The 13,782-nt window shown below is 52.3% G+C and carries 11 protein-coding genes; 5 read left to right on the top strand and 6 right to left on the bottom strand.

Going from position 1 to position 13,782, the window contains the following annotated elements:
* The first annotated feature begins 53 nt into the window (after positions 1-53).
* Together bssS and solA are read left to right on the top strand one after the other, a co-directional pair.
* Entirely contained in the window at positions 54-308 is a 255-nt protein-coding gene (gene bssS / locus BL249_RS12950; protein WP_099704584.1) for a biofilm formation regulator BssS, read from the top strand.
* Between the two features lie 104 nt (positions 309-412).
* Positions 413-1,534 carry an N-methyl-L-tryptophan oxidase gene (gene solA / locus BL249_RS12945; protein WP_099704583.1) on the top strand — a complete coding sequence of 374 codons (1,122 nt, stop codon included), beginning with the start codon at positions 413-415 and terminating at the stop codon, positions 1,532-1,534.
* A gap of 142 nt (positions 1,535-1,676) precedes the next feature.
* Here solA and proP read toward each other — a convergent pair whose 3' ends face one another.
* On the bottom strand, positions 1,677-3,185 hold the full coding sequence (gene proP, locus BL249_RS12940) for a glycine betaine/L-proline transporter ProP (RefSeq protein WP_099704582.1): 1,509 nt from the start codon (positions 3,183-3,185) through the stop codon (positions 1,677-1,679).
* Between the two features lie 398 nt (positions 3,186-3,583).
* Positions 3,584-4,639 (bottom strand): oxygen-dependent tRNA uridine(34) hydroxylase TrhO, encoded by a 1,056-nt coding sequence (gene trhO, locus BL249_RS12935; RefSeq protein WP_099704581.1) that lies wholly within the window; start codon positions 4,637-4,639, stop codon positions 3,584-3,586.
* Positions 4,640-4,842: 203 nt separating this feature from the next.
* Between trhO and BL249_RS12930 the strand changes: the two genes are divergently transcribed.
* Together BL249_RS12930 and BL249_RS12925 are read left to right on the top strand one after the other, a co-directional pair.
* The gene (locus tag BL249_RS12930) at positions 4,843-5,763 is read left to right on the top strand and encodes a Kdo(2)-lipid IV(A) acyltransferase (RefSeq protein WP_099704643.1); all 921 of its coding nucleotides are present in this window, start codon (positions 4,843-4,845) and stop codon (positions 5,761-5,763) included.
* A 191-nt stretch (positions 5,764-5,954) separates the two neighbouring features.
* The gene (locus BL249_RS12925) at positions 5,955-6,353 is read left to right on the top strand and encodes a MysB family protein (protein ID WP_099704580.1); all 399 of its coding nucleotides are present in this window, start codon (positions 5,955-5,957) and stop codon (positions 6,351-6,353) included.
* 9 nt (positions 6,354-6,362) lie between these two features.
* Here the strand turns inward: BL249_RS12925 and BL249_RS12920 are convergent, their stop codons facing one another.
* From BL249_RS12920 to BL249_RS12910, 3 genes are all read right to left on the bottom strand, one after another.
* Positions 6,363-6,608: a YceK/YidQ family lipoprotein gene (locus tag BL249_RS12920; protein ID WP_099704579.1), complete on the bottom strand. Its 246-nt coding sequence runs from the start codon at positions 6,606-6,608 to the stop codon at positions 6,363-6,365.
* 137 nt (positions 6,609-6,745) lie between these two features.
* Positions 6,746-9,304, bottom strand: a complete 2,559-nt coding sequence (mdoH, locus tag BL249_RS12915) for a glucans biosynthesis glucosyltransferase MdoH (protein ID WP_099704578.1) — start codon at positions 9,302-9,304, stop codon at positions 6,746-6,748.
* A complete protein-coding gene (locus BL249_RS12910; RefSeq protein ID WP_199073481.1) occupies positions 9,297-10,832 on the bottom strand; it encodes a glucan biosynthesis protein G in 1,536 nt (511 codons plus the stop codon). The genes mdoH and BL249_RS12910 overlap by 8 nt, the downstream gene beginning before the upstream one ends.
* 263 nt (positions 10,833-11,095) lie before the next feature.
* Here BL249_RS12910 and mdoC point away from each other — a divergent pair, with 263 nt between their 5' ends.
* On the top strand, positions 11,096-12,253 hold the full coding sequence (mdoC, locus tag BL249_RS12905; protein ID WP_099704576.1) for a glucans biosynthesis protein MdoC: 1,158 nt from the start codon (positions 11,096-11,098) through the stop codon (positions 12,251-12,253).
* On the opposite strand, the gene BL249_RS12900 is transcribed toward mdoC, so the two are convergent.
* On the bottom strand, positions 12,250-13,674 hold the full coding sequence (locus BL249_RS12900) for a phospholipase D family protein (RefSeq protein WP_199073480.1): 1,425 nt from the start codon (positions 13,672-13,674) through the stop codon (positions 12,250-12,252). The two genes, mdoC and BL249_RS12900, sit on opposite strands and share 4 nt — an antisense overlap.
* Positions 13,675-13,782 lie beyond the last annotated feature (108 nt).

Genomic DNA, 13,782 nt, shown 5'->3' with positions numbered 1-13,782 from the left:
CTCAGAAATCGCTTCGTAGCAGGTTCTACATAAGTTATTAAAGGGGGTTTCAAATGGACAGTAATAAAGACGTCATTCAGACACATCCCCTGGTAGGCTGGGATATCAGCACCGTAGACAGTTACGATGCCATGATGATTCGCCTTCATTCGCCCTCCTCCACTAATCCTAAAAGCGATGAAACTGAAGTGGGTCAGACTTACTGGCTGACAACGGATGTTGCAAAGCAGTTTATTTCCATTCTTGAGGCAGGCATCGCCAAAATTGAAGCTCAGGATTACCAGGACCGCGATTACCAGAAGCATTAAATCAATGTCTCGGTAAAAAGGCACCCGTCGGGTGCCTTTTTCATACCTGTCGCTTTTGTTATCCTGCCGGTTATTGCCCGCAGAAACCAGGAGCCATCAGGCAAATGATTTACGATTTAATTGTGGTAGGAAGTGGTTCAGTCGGCGCAGCAGCAGGCTGGTACGCTACCGAGGCCGGCCTTAACGTCCTGATGATTGACGCAGCGCTGCCCCCACATCAGACAGGCAGTCACCATGGACAAACCCGGCTGATCCGTCACGCCTATGGTGAAGGTGAACGCTACGTTCCGCTGGTGTTGCAGGCTCAGCAGCTGTGGGATCGCCTGGAGCAACAGGCAGGTGAGCGGCTGATGCATCGCTGCGGCGTGCTCAATATTGGCCCGCACAACGCCGCTTTTATCGCCAACGTGTTGCACAGTGCAGCCCGTTACCGGCTGAATGTTGAAAAACTCAGTGCTGACGACGTCATGCAACGCTGGCCACAATGGCAGCTACCGCCGGATTACAGCGCCGTTTATGAACCTGAATCGGGCTTTCTGAAGTGTGAACTGGCCATCAGTCACTATATTCGTCTGGCAAAAAACGCCGGCTGCGCCCAGCTGTTTAACTGTCCGGTAACGGCACTAAGCCGCAGCGGCGATCTGGAAGTTGTCGACACGGCAGAAGGTACCTTTCGTGGCCGCCGGCTGCTGGTGAGTGCCGGAACCTGGGTAAAAAAACTGCTGCCCGCCCTCCCGGTTACCCCTCTGCGCAAAGTGTTTGCCTGGTATCAGGCTGATGGACGTTACAGTGAAAATAACCGTTTTCCGGCTTTTAGCGCTGAAACGGCAGAAGGTCAGTTTTATGGTTTCCCCGCCGATAATAACGCCCTTAAAATTGGCCGGCATGATGGCGGACAAATCATCGGCCATGCTGACGAACGCACGCCTTTTGGCACCCACCCCCAGGACGGCAGCGAAACCTTTGCTTTTCTGAGGCGCATGTTACCAGGCGTCGGCGTTTGTCTGCACGGTGAGGCCTGTAGCTATGATATGTCACCCGATGAAGATTTTATTATTGATTCTCCGGCTGATAATCCGCAGCGCCTGATTATCAGCGGACTTAGCGGCCACGGTTTCAAATTTGCCAGCGTGCTGGGGGATATTGCTGCCCGCTTCGCCAGGGGGGAAAACAGTCCGTTTGACCTGACGCCTTTTTCACTGACGCGCTTTGATGGCGGTGAATAATCACCGTCACCCGGTGTGACTGAAACGGCAGCATGACCTGAGCGATAAATAGTACAACCGTGCAGGTGCTGATGCTATCACTGTTGGTTGCTCGTCTTACTTAAGCGATAATCGGCGGCCACACCGCCGGTTATCGCTGCTGTCAGGGAAGTACCGTGTGATTATTATCTGAGTGTTGTTCAGTTTGCTGACGCTGCTCACGCTGACGGCGTAAGCGCAACTTCTGCACCAGATTGCGAGCTTCAGCTTCAGTAGCCACGGCAGGCGCCGAGCCGTATAACGGTTTGCGCGCCGTTTCACGGGTGGTTATAACGGTAATCAGGCCAATCAGTCCGGCGGCCATCAGGTAATAAGCTGGCATCATCAGATTATGCGTTTTTTCAACCAGCCAGGTTGTCAGCAATGGAGTGGTACCGCCAAACAGAGATACCGACACGTTAAAACCAATTGCCAGCGCACTGTAACGCACCTCGGTGGAAAACAGTGCCGGTAACGTTGCCGGCATAGAACCACTAAAACAGGTATGCAGTACCCCGAGGATCATCAGTCCGACAAACACCCACAGCATATTGCCGGTACCAATCAGCATCAGGCAGGGTAACGCCAGCACCATCAGGCCAATTGCCCCAAGGCCAATCACCGGACGACGCCCCAGCCGGTCATTCCAGTGTCCCCAGAACAGTGTCAGTGGCATCATGACAAACATCACCACCATGACCAGCATCAGGCCACTGAGTTCACTCAGGCCAAGAATGCCGGTCAGGTAACTTGGCATATAAGAAGTCAGCATATAATTAGAGACGTTAAACAGCAGCACCAGGCCGATACATTTCAGCATTGCTCCGCGATACTTATACAGCATCTGCAGCAGTCCCAGCCGCGGTTTACTGTGCTCCAGCGCCTCCTGTTTTTCCATATGCTTCTGGAAGGCCGGCGTCTCTTCCAGCTTAAGTCGGATATACAGCCCGAACAATCCCAGTGGGGCAGCAATAAAAAAGGGAATGCGCCAGCCCCAGCTCAGCATATTATCGCCGGGCAAAGCGGCCGTCAGTCCGGTCACCAGTCCGGCCCCCAGCAGGTAACCGCCCAGAGTACCAAACTCCAGCCAGCTGCCCATAAAACCCCGCCGGTTATCGGTTGAGTATTCGGCAATAAAAGTGGCGGCACCGCCATATTCACCGCCAGTTGAAAATCCCTGCAACAGACGGGCCAGCAGCAGCAGAACCGGCGCCAGAATACCGATAGACACATAGCTGGGTATCAGACCGATACAAAACGTTCCTATCGACATCATGATCATGGTAATTGCCAGAACTTTCTGACGACCAATGCGATCGCCAAGCGGGCCAAATACCAGCCCCCCTACCGGACGCACAAGAAAAGCAGCCGCAAAAGCGCCAAAGGTGGCTATCAGCTGTGCCGCAGGGTTACTACCGGGGAAAAAGACTTTACCAATGGTCACCGCCAGATAACTGTATACACCAAAGTCAAACCATTCCATGGCATTACCCAGCGCGGCGGCACCTACCGCTCGCTTCAATAGATCTTTATCAACAATAGTGATGTCATCTACCGTTAGCTCTTTTTTTGGTTTTTTATTCCAGAAATGTTTTTTACCGGCACGCGGAGCGGTTTCCGTAGTATGACTCATTCGATCTCCTCTGGTGTCAGGCTGTGTCCTGCTGATAACGGCTATGCGGTTATCATGACTGGGACGATGACTTATCTGCGTTGTTCGCAGTCAGTGCGACGGGTCAGGAACACAATCGTGCAGTAATGAATGCAGCACCATAGCTTTCTTCGTCTTCAGGCCAGCCAGACCGGGCGATGAAAGCTATAAAGCAGCCAGTATGCGGATTAAAAATAACCCAGGTTAAAATTAGCAGGCTTTCAATTTATACAAAATAGCGCCCCGTTTCAAGTTTGCCACTTTTCATACTATTAAACAGATTGACAGCAGAATGTTTCTGCCAGCTGGCAGCAACTCTGATGGCCGCCATTAATCATAGCAGCCTTATCAGTTTCAGATGGTGATAACCCGCAGCAGGGTTATTTTTTTTCAGGCTCGGGAATAGCCAGCGTCATATTGAGCAGGCCACGGGATTTATTGAATATTTTATTGCCATTTTCACGGCCGGCACGGCGCGCCCGCTGCTCTTCGGGCGGCAAAGACAGCTCTTCCATACACAGCGGACTACAGCAGTGCTGAAATTTGCTGGCGCAGTCGGGGCACTGAATAAAAAGCAGATGGCAGCCATCATTACGACAATTAACATGGTTATCACAGGGCGCACCGCACTGGTGACAATGCGCGATCACTTCGTCAGAAATACGCTCACCCATGCGCTCGTCAAAAACAAAGTTTTTACCTTTAAACCGTACCGGTAATCCCTGCTCCCTGGCACGGCGGGCGTACTCAATAATCCCGCCTTCAACGTGATAGACGTTATCAAAACCGTTATGCAGCATCCAGGCACTGGCCTTTTCACAGCGTATGCCCCCGGTACAGTACATCACTATTTTTTTGTCTTTCTGCTGCTGTAGCATGTCGACTGCCATCGGCAACTGCTCGCGGAAGGTATCGGCCGGCACCTCCAGCGCATGTTCAAAATGGCCGACTTCATATTCATAATGATTACGCATATCAACGAATACCGCATTGGGATCGTCAAGCATGGCATTCACTTCGGCCGCTTTAAGATAGGTACCCACTTTGCTGGCATCAAAACTTTGATCGACAATGCCATCAGCGACAATACGTTCACGCACCTTCATCCGCAGTACCCAAAACGATTTACCATCGTCATCAAGTGCGACGTTGAGACGCAGATTATTCAGCGCCGGATGAAAGGCGTAGAGCATCGCTTTCATCGCCTCAAACTGACTGGCAGGCACGCTTATCTGGGCATTAATTCCTTCACTGGCAATATAAACCCGACCGAAGACGTTCAGCGCAACCATCGCCTGGTACAGCGCGTCGCGGAAGGCGCCGGCATCATCAATATGGAAATATTTATAGAAAGAGACGGTCGTACGCGCTTCGGTTTCAGCCAGCATGCGCGCTTTCAGTTCTTTATTGTTCACAAGGTTATGTAACACTGGCACGGTGTACGTTCCTTAATAGCAATGAGTGTCTTTTTTGGCGCGCGTATGATACCGCAAACTGACAGACAATAAAGGGTCTGGATAGAAAATAACCACAGGCCTGCTGCGCGAAGGCGTATTTTTCAGAGCAGGAAAAAAATGGCACAATGTGCGGCAAACAAAAACAGCAAGATGCCGTAACGCATCGTTTTTACTGGAATCCTATGACTCAATTGCCACTGTTTTCGCGCCATCTGTTGCACCCTCGCTACTGGCTTACCTGGATTGGCATCGGCTTGCTGTACCTGCTGGTATTACTGCCCTATCCGCTTATCTATTGTCTTGGCTGTACTCTCGGCCGTCTGGCAAGGCGGGTAATGACACGGCGGGTTAAAGTCGCGCGGCGCAACCTGGAACTCTGCTTTCCCGCCATGCCGGAAGCCGAACGCGAGGCACTGGTAAAGAAAAACTTTGAGTCGGTGGGAATGGGCGTGCTGGAAACCGGTATGGCGTGGTTCTGGCCAGACTGGCGAATTCGTCGCTGGTTCACCGTTACCGGCCTTGAACATATGGACAAGGCCAAAGCTCAGGGCCAGGGAATGCTACTGATTGGCATGCACTTTCTCACTCTGGAACTGGGGGCCCGTATCTATGGCATGCAAAATCCTGGCGTGGGGGTTTACCGCCCTAACGATAATGCCCTGCTGGACTGGCTGCAAACTTGGGGCCGGCTGCGCTCTAATAAGACCATGCTCGATCGCAATGATTTAAAAGGGATGATCCGTGCGCTGAAAAACGGTGAAATTATCTGGTACGCGCCGGACCATGACTACGGTCCCAAAACCAGCGTATTTGCTCCTTTTTTTGCCGTACCCGACGCGGCCAGCACCCGCGGCAGCTATATGCTGATTCGCGCTGCCAGCCCGGCCATTTTTCCCTTTGTTCCACGCCGGCTACCCCATGGCAAAGGTTACGAACTGATAATAATGCCAGACGCGCAAGGCATGGCGGCTGATGATGAAGTCACTACGGCCAGCAGTATGAATCAGCTGGTGGAACATGCGGTATTGCTGGCACCTGAACAATATATGTGGCTGCACCGGCGATTTAAAACCCGCCCGCAAGGTGCCCCTTCACTTTATTAAGCTACCATGGCTGCCGCTGCGTAAATCCGGCCGGCGGCCGCTGGCAGACGAGTGAAGAAACTGACGCTATTTAACCGGCTGATATTTCAAACCTATAGTTATGGTTACTTTTTTATACCCCTGCGTTCTCGCCTGATGAAACATCGTCTATTCTTTCCTGAAACCCGCTAATCAGAAGAAGGAGAGATGGCATGGATCTGTACACTACCCTTGAAGAAGCGATCGACGCCGCCCGTGAGGCGTTTCTGGCAGCCAACCCGGATGTTGATGAAGAAGAAGCCAGCGTCGCGCAATTCAACCTGCAAAAATACATCATGCAGGACGGCGATGTTATGTGGCAGGCGGAATTTTTCAGCGATGAGGGCGACGAAGGCGAATGTCTGCCACTGCGCAGCGGTGAAGCTGCACAGGCTATTTTTGACGGTGATTATGATGAAATTGAGCTTCGTCAGGAGTGGCTGGCGGAAAACACGCTGCACGAATGGGATGAAGGCGAGTTTCAGCTTACGCCGTCAACCGACAGTGAAGAAGGGGCTGCGGCAGCGGAAGAATGGGAAGATGATGACAGTGACTCAGACCGCTGGGCCTGAGGCGTTGATTTAGTCATAAGGCCCGTGGCGGGCATCAATTGGCAGCAGTAACGTATCAAGCACCGCGGAAAGCGGCAAATCAATAATTGTCAGCACCCGCCACGGCGTATCGCGCACATCCCAACGCACGCCGGGATAATACTGATGACCATGGCCCTGTCCTGGGACAATACGGCTGATAATGCTGCCACATCCGCTCAGCATCAGCACACAAAATCCGACGCAAATGGCGCGCTTTACACCACGCAGTTTCATAACCCTTTTCCCCATGCTGACAGTGGCTGACCGCACCGCTGATGGGGTGACATGGTAGTCATTAATGGTTAGCAAATCCAGCCAATAAAAAAGGCAGCTTAAACGCTGCCTTTTTACCACAACCCGCACAAACTGACTTATTGCGTCAGTTTCAGCGCACGAGGATTGAGCGGAAACTGACGGTAATAATCGAACCAGTCATGATATTTATCGGCATGCGCCCATAAACGGCTGTGCATACGTGACAACACAACCGGATCGCTTATCAGCATCAGCCGCTGATCGCGGCCAAGTTTCTGTGGATGCTGCCCCAGCGACTGGTCCACCAGCCGGTCACGGGCAAAATCGACAATATCGCTTTTCAGATGGCGCGCCGTTGCCATGGCGCTGGCCAGCGCGTTGAATGACGGATGCAAAAGTGCATGCATAAAGCCCTGCTCCAGCAGCCGCTCGCGATTGAGTTGCAGATAACGATCGGTATCCACCAACTCTTTCGGCGGCGCATACTCCTCGGGGATCAAAAACAGCCGGCTGCGACGGGTGGCCAGGCCGATGGTTGCCCGGCTGGAAATCACCGAAACAAACGGCGACAAAATCAGCGAGAAAACAATCGGTGACAGCCACCAGAGGAAATTGAGATCCAGCCAGCCCATACCAATCGCCCAGGCAGCACCCAGCAACAGCTGAGAACCATGGCGCCGGAAAGCCTCACCCCAGGGGGTGGCATCATCATCACGCTGCGGAGAATTCCATACCACTTCCCAGCCGAGGAAGGCACTGACCACAAATACCGTATGAAACAGCATACGCACCGGTGCCAGCAGTACGGAAAACAGCATCTCCAGCATCAGCGACAGAAACAGGCGAATCGGTCCACCATAAGGTCTGGAGCCTTTACACCAGATCAGCACCACACTCAGCAACTTCGGCAGAAACAATAACACCAGGGTGGTGGAAAATAACGCAATCGCCAGTTCAGGCCGCCACTGAGGCCATACCGGAAACAGCTGACGTGGCTGAAGAAAGTACTGGGGTTCCATCAGCGTATGCACTATCTGTAATGCCGTCGACAGCGCCAGAAACATAAACCATAGCGGTGCTGAAAGATACGACATCACCCCGGTCAGAAACACCGCACGGTGCACCGGATGCATACCCTTAACCAGGAACAGGCGGAAATTCATCAGGTTACCATGACACCAACGGCGATCACGCTTGAGTTCATCAAGCAGATTCGGCGGCAGCTCTTCATAAGAACCGGGTAAATCATAGGCAATCCAGACGCCCCAGCCAGCACGACGCATCAGCGCCGCTTCCACGAAGTCATGGGACAGAATTGACCCGGCAAACGACCCCTCTCCCGGCAGTGGTGCCAGCGCACAGTGCTCAATAAACGGTTTAACCCTGATTATTGCATTGTGCCCCCAGTAATGGGATTCGCCCAGCTGCCAGAAATGCAAGCCGGCGGTAAACAGCGGACCGTAAACGCGGGTAGCAAACTGCTGACAGCGGGCATAAAGGGTATCCATACCGGATGCTTTCGGTGACGACTGGATAATACCGGCTGTGGGATTCGCTTCCATCATCCGCACCAGTCCGGTGAGGCAATCACCACTCATAACGCTGTCGGCATCCAGCACAACCATATAGCTGTACTGGCTACCCCAGCGGCGACAAAAGTCGTCAATATTGCCGCTTTTACGCTTAACGCGACGCCGGCGACGGCGATAGAAAATGCGCCCTTCACCAGCAACATCATTGATAAGCTCCATCCAGGCTTTCTGCTCGGCAATAGCAATATCAGGGTTGTAGCTGTCGCTGAGAATATACACGTCGAAATGTTGCGCCTGCCCGGTGCGCACCACCGACTCCCAGGTGGCACGCAGACCGGCAAAAACCCGCTCAACATCTTCATTACAGATAGGCATAATCAGCGCGGTACGATGCCCCGGATTTATTGGCTCATCGCCAACGGTATTGTAAGAAATACTGTACTTATCTTTGCCGATCAGCAGCTGCAGAAAGCCCATCAGCGCGGTCCAGAAACCGGCGGACACCCAGCAAAACAGAATGGCAAACAGCACCAGAATACCGGTCTGCAAAATATAGGGCAGCAGCTGTAAAAAGCTCTGTTGCCAGTTTTGATGCCACATATCCACCGGGTCAATCAGCGCCCAGCCCTGATAAGGCAGAATGGTTTTCATGTACCAGGTGGCAATCACCGTTTGCAGCATGGTCAGAATAAGCAGAATGTAGCGCCGGACGGTACCGACATAGCGCCACTGATCTTCCTGTTTTTGCTGCTCAGCGCTGGCATAACGATGAGCCACTTTTTTGCCGCGCAGGCTATCCCAGAAGCGGCTGACCGGATTGGTTCGCCAGGCCTCAGGATACATGGAGGAACGATGATGGGGCGGCATCGCTTTCAGCGTGGTGCGTCCGACTGCGTCCTGAGAAAACTGGCTTCCTTCCTCGCCAATGGCGTTGGGCCAGCTGGTTTCAATACGTTTTTTTACTGACTGTAAAGAGAGGTCATCGCCATCGGCCATGCTGGCGTTATTCTGCGCCAGCGCCGTCTGAATCGCCGGAAAAGCCTCAGCGGCGGGTGCCGCCGCCGCCGCGGTAACCGCAGCGTTACGGGCAGCGGCTGGCAGTGCCTCAATATAGTCAGCAGGGGTAACTGTTGATTTATTCATTGGCAGGTAACTGATAGCTCCAGGTTTCTGTCAGCGGCTTATCGCCGTTCATCAGGGCCGCACGCATTTCTGTTGGTTGCTTGTTATCTTTAACCCGCACGCGCAGGATTAAGCGCCAGCCTCTGGTCACCGGATTGTAGCGCACGCTGTTTTCAACCAGCTCGCCATTCTGGCCGATGCTGACCTGCGGCGTCACTGCAGTGTTATCGGCTAACTTGCTCATGGCGTTGCCAACAAAATCGACGATAAACGCAATGGAACCATCGGGCTGACGCACCAGATTAGACTGTTTAACATCGCCCGTTGAACGCAGCGTATTTTTCACCCATGCCAGATTATCGCCATGCAAGGCGGTTTCATCACGGGTAAAATGCAGACGGTAGCTAAAGTCCATCGCCTGCCCCGGATCCGGTAATTTTTCCGGTGTCCAGAAAGCCACGATATTATCGTTGGTTTCATCGGCGGTAGGAATTTCTACCAGCTCAACATGCCCTTTGCCCCAGTCGCCCTGGGGTTCAATCCAGGCACTGGGACGCAGGTCGTAGCGATCGTCAAGATCCTGATAGCGACTAAAATCACGCTCACGCTGCAGTAAACCAAACCCCTTCGGATTCTCTACGCTGAAATCGCTGATTGCCAGATGCTTTGGATTATTCAGCGGACGCCAGATCCATTCACCGTTACCGGCATGAATAGACAGCCCGTCTGAATCATGAATGGCCGGCCGGAAATTCGGCACCGGAGAAGGTTGGTTAGGACCAAACAGGAACATACTGGTTAAGGGTGCCACGCCGAGTTTACCAACCCGATCGCGCAGGTAAACCCGTGACTGAACGTCAACAATGCTTTGTTTACCAGGGGTGATAGTGAAGCGGTAAGCCCCGGTGGCGCGTTGAGAATCCAGCAGTGCATAAATTATTAAATGCTTATCCTGCGGTTTTGGTCGCTGAACCCAATACTCTTTAAAACGCGGGAACTCTTCACCAGAGGGTAACGCGGTATCGATAGCCAGACCGCGGGCGGAGAGTCCGTAAACCTGCCCGGCACCAATTACACGAAAATAACTGGCACCCAGAAAGCTGGTAATTTCGTCATTCTTCTTTTTGTTATTGAGCGGATAAAGCACTTTAAAACCGGCAAAACCGAGATTTTTCACCGTATCGGCGTCATGTCTGACGTTGCCAAAATTGAAATAGTCAGGTGAATATTTGATTTCACGCACGCTGGAGGCGACCACTTCATTGATTTTCACCGGCATGTCGAAATACATGCCCTGATGATAAAATTCAAGTTTGAAGGGGGTTCTCAGCTTACCCCAGTAAGCTTTATCGTGATTGAACTGGATTTGCTGATAGTCCGTATATTTCATCTCGCGAAACTGGGAAGGAAGATTACTTTTTGGCGCTTCGTAGCTCTTTCCTGCTAATGCTTTTGCCTCTTTTGCTACATCATCAATACCAAAAGCCCAGCTGTTGCTGGCATACAGTGAAAACAAAACTGTCGCGCCAATCCAGCGCAGTTTCATCAGTTCTGGTTTATTTTTCATTTTAATTAGCACATCCCCCCCTTTAGTTGTGCTTAAATCAATCCCACCCATATTAATGGATAATCCTGCTTTCCGACAGTGTGAGCGAAATTTTGTTCCGCTATTATGAATCGTTAAGCAACGGATTCTCAAGCGTTTCCCGGAAGCAGATTTGCCTGATAGCGAGCAGAGGGGAAGCGGACTAAAGTTATGGCTACACGGGTTCAGGGTGAGCCGAAGTTAACGTATTGAAAAAAAGCAGATATATGACGAAAAAACCCCAACAACGTGAACATTATCTCGACTCGGTGCGCGCCTGGCTGATGCTACTCGGTGTGCCGTTTCATCTTTCATTAATTTACTCAACGCAAAGCTGGTCGGTAAACAGCCCGCACCCTTCCGAATGGCTGACGCTACTCAATGATTTTATTCATGCTTTTCGCATGCAGGTCTTCTTTGTTATTTCCGGCTATTTCTCCTATATGCTCTATCTGCGCTATGCGCCACGTCACTGGATAAAAGTCCGCCTTGAACGCGTCGGCATTCCAATGCTGGCCGCCGTACCGCTGTTGACGCTGCCGCAACTGTTTATTCTTAAAGCCTGGACTCCGCGCCTTGACGGCTGGGAAACGGAATCATTTTACAATAAATTCAATATGGTAAGCTGGGATCTCATTTCTCATCTGTGGTTTTTACTGGTGCTTTGTACCCTGACCACCTCAGGGCTGATTCTCTTTCGCCTGCTGCGCGACGCGCGGCGGGCAAAAACAGACTATTCCGATCTCAGTTGGGGCAAACTTTCGCTGGCAATACTGGCCTACAGTCTTTTTTGGGCCGCCTGCCGGCGCACCATTTTTCTTTTGCAACCGCAATGGCTGATGGACGGCTTATTCAGTAACATTGTGATGCAGTCACTGTTTTTCCTGCCCTTTTTTATTCTGGGCGCTATGGCGTGGAAATATCCGGCGATTAAAGCGCTGTTTATCCGTCCGGATTACCGGGTGTTTGCCGGTGCGCTGCTGGCCTTTATCGCCTATGTCGCCAATCTGACCTGGAGCAGCGGTGACGGCTGGCTGTATGAACTGGATGCCATTATTGCGATGCAGATGGGACTGTGGATGGTTAACGTCACCTTTTCTGCCGGTCATCGGTTCCTTAATTCACACTCACCGCGCATTACCTATCTGGTGAATGCCTCTCTGTTTATCTATCTGGTCCACCATCCGTTAACCCTGCTGTACGGCATTTTTGTCACGCCACACATTGCCAGCAATACGCTAGGTTTTTTTGTTGGTCTGCTGCTGGTGTTTGGTGCGGCGTTTATACTCTATGAACTTCATTTACGCGTGACGCTGCTGCGTTTCCTGTTTTCAGGCAAACCACAGCGCACCCGGCGCGGCGGTACGCCGGCCAGGCAGCACTAAAGCAACCATTCAATGGGTAAATGCCAGACCAGCCTGACCAGCAGGCGCTGAATAAAACGGGTTTGCGGCTCATGGCGGTGAATCCGTTCTTTTTCCCCCTCGCCGGGATACTCAATCCAGTTGACCCGTCCCCACTTATCCAGCTTCAACGTCCAGGCGCTTTCTCTCATGCTGTCATGAAAACGGCGATGAATATTGCCCGCCAGGGTTTCACTTTCAATCAGCAACCCCATTTCGGTATTGAGCATTGCTGAACGAGGATCAAAATTAAACGAACCAATAAACACTTTTTGCATATCGACGCTGAAGGTTTTGGCGTGCAGGCTGGAACCTGAATTACCGGTAATGCCGCGATCGTGCGCCAGCGCTTTTTCACCCTCGGGTTTCAGTTCATACAGCGTCACCCCACGACGCAACAGTTTTTTGCGCCAGCGCGCATAGCCGGCATGCACCACCGAAACATCATTCGCCGCCAGCGAGTTAGTCAGGATGGCGATTTTAACGCCACGGCGCACCAGCGAGAGCAGTTGCGCCACGCCGGAACGGGTCGGGACAAAATAGGCTGAGATAATATCAAACTGCTGCTGCGGTTTGCCGATGACTTCCAGTAATCGTTGCGGCAGTAAGGTACTGGTACTGGCGCGCCCCAGACCTTTGCGCGGATCATCACTTAACAACCGCGTTTTGGCCCAGATAAAATGGAGCTCGCCGCTTTCCAGTCGTTGCACAAAATGGCTGTGTTGCAGACGATATAAATAGCGCCGCGCTCTGGTACTGTCGCGCCAGGCACGCGGTAGCGTAATCTGACCGCTGTCACCGGCTTTTTTAGTGCCTATCACCGCGCTAAGCGGTGACACTGCCCGACTGTGCCAGTAGCGCGAAAAGTCGTTTTCCACTTCTGCCACCACCGGACCAATCGCCAGCACATCAAGATCGGAGAACAATGGCGCCTTCCCTGCACCAAAATAGGCATCGCCGACATTACGTCCGCCGACGATGGTTGCCATACCGTCAACGGTAAAACTTTTATTATGCATGCGCCGGTTAAGACGGGCAAAATCGGTGAGATAACCCAGTGCGCGCAGGGTACGGAAGGAAAAAGCGTTAAACAGCCGCACCTCAATCTTCGGGTGGGCATTCAGCTCGCCCAAAACCTGGTCCATCCCAACCGTGTTGTTATCATCGAGCAACAGGCGAACGGTAACCCCGCGATCTGCCGCATCCAGCAGTGCACTGAACAACAGCCGGCCAGACAGATCGTTCTGCCAGATATAGTATTGAATATCCAGACGCTTTTCAGCCATTTCAATCAGCAAATAGCGGGCAGCAAAAGCATCCAGACTCTCCACCAGCGGATGTACACCACTGACGCCAGGATGAGACTGCAGGCGGCCACTGATGGCACGTTCAATTCGGGTCATACGCGGCTGAAGCGCGCTGACAGGCGGTATAACCTCTGCCATGATATTCAGATTCCCTGACAGGAAAAGGGGCCTGGCGCAAGAGCGACGCCCGTTTAATAAGGTGAG

Origin of the sequence: Erwinia sp. OLFS4, assembly GCF_002752165.1 — a bacterium.
Lineage (GTDB): Bacteria > Pseudomonadota > Gammaproteobacteria > Enterobacterales > Enterobacteriaceae > Izhakiella.
The sequence above is the reverse complement of the archived record's forward strand: the minus strand, read 5'-3'. Positions and strand labels throughout refer to the sequence as shown.

Coding starts and splice junctions, on each gene's coding strand:
- mdoH (WP_099704578.1), bottom strand. CDS start 9,304: ATGAATAAATCAACAGTTACCCCTGCTGACTATATTGAGGCACTGCCA.
- BL249_RS12930 (WP_099704643.1), top strand. CDS start 4,843: ATGACTCAATTGCCACTGTTTTCGCGCCATCTGTTGCACCCTCGCTAC.
- bssS (WP_099704584.1), top strand. CDS start 54: ATGGACAGTAATAAAGACGTCATTCAGACACATCCCCTGGTAGGCTGG.
- BL249_RS12925 (WP_099704580.1), top strand. CDS start 5,955: ATGGATCTGTACACTACCCTTGAAGAAGCGATCGACGCCGCCCGTGAG.
- BL249_RS12900 (WP_199073480.1), bottom strand. CDS start 13,674: ATGACCCGAATTGAACGTGCCATCAGTGGCCGCCTGCAGTCTCATCCT.
- proP (WP_099704582.1), bottom strand. CDS start 3,185: ATGAGTCATACTACGGAAACCGCTCCGCGTGCCGGTAAAAAACATTTC.
- BL249_RS12920 (WP_099704579.1), bottom strand. CDS start 6,608: ATGAAACTGCGTGGTGTAAAGCGCGCCATTTGCGTCGGATTTTGTGTG.
- mdoC (WP_099704576.1), top strand. CDS start 11,096: ATGACGAAAAAACCCCAACAACGTGAACATTATCTCGACTCGGTGCGC.
- solA (WP_099704583.1), top strand. CDS start 413: ATGATTTACGATTTAATTGTGGTAGGAAGTGGTTCAGTCGGCGCAGCA.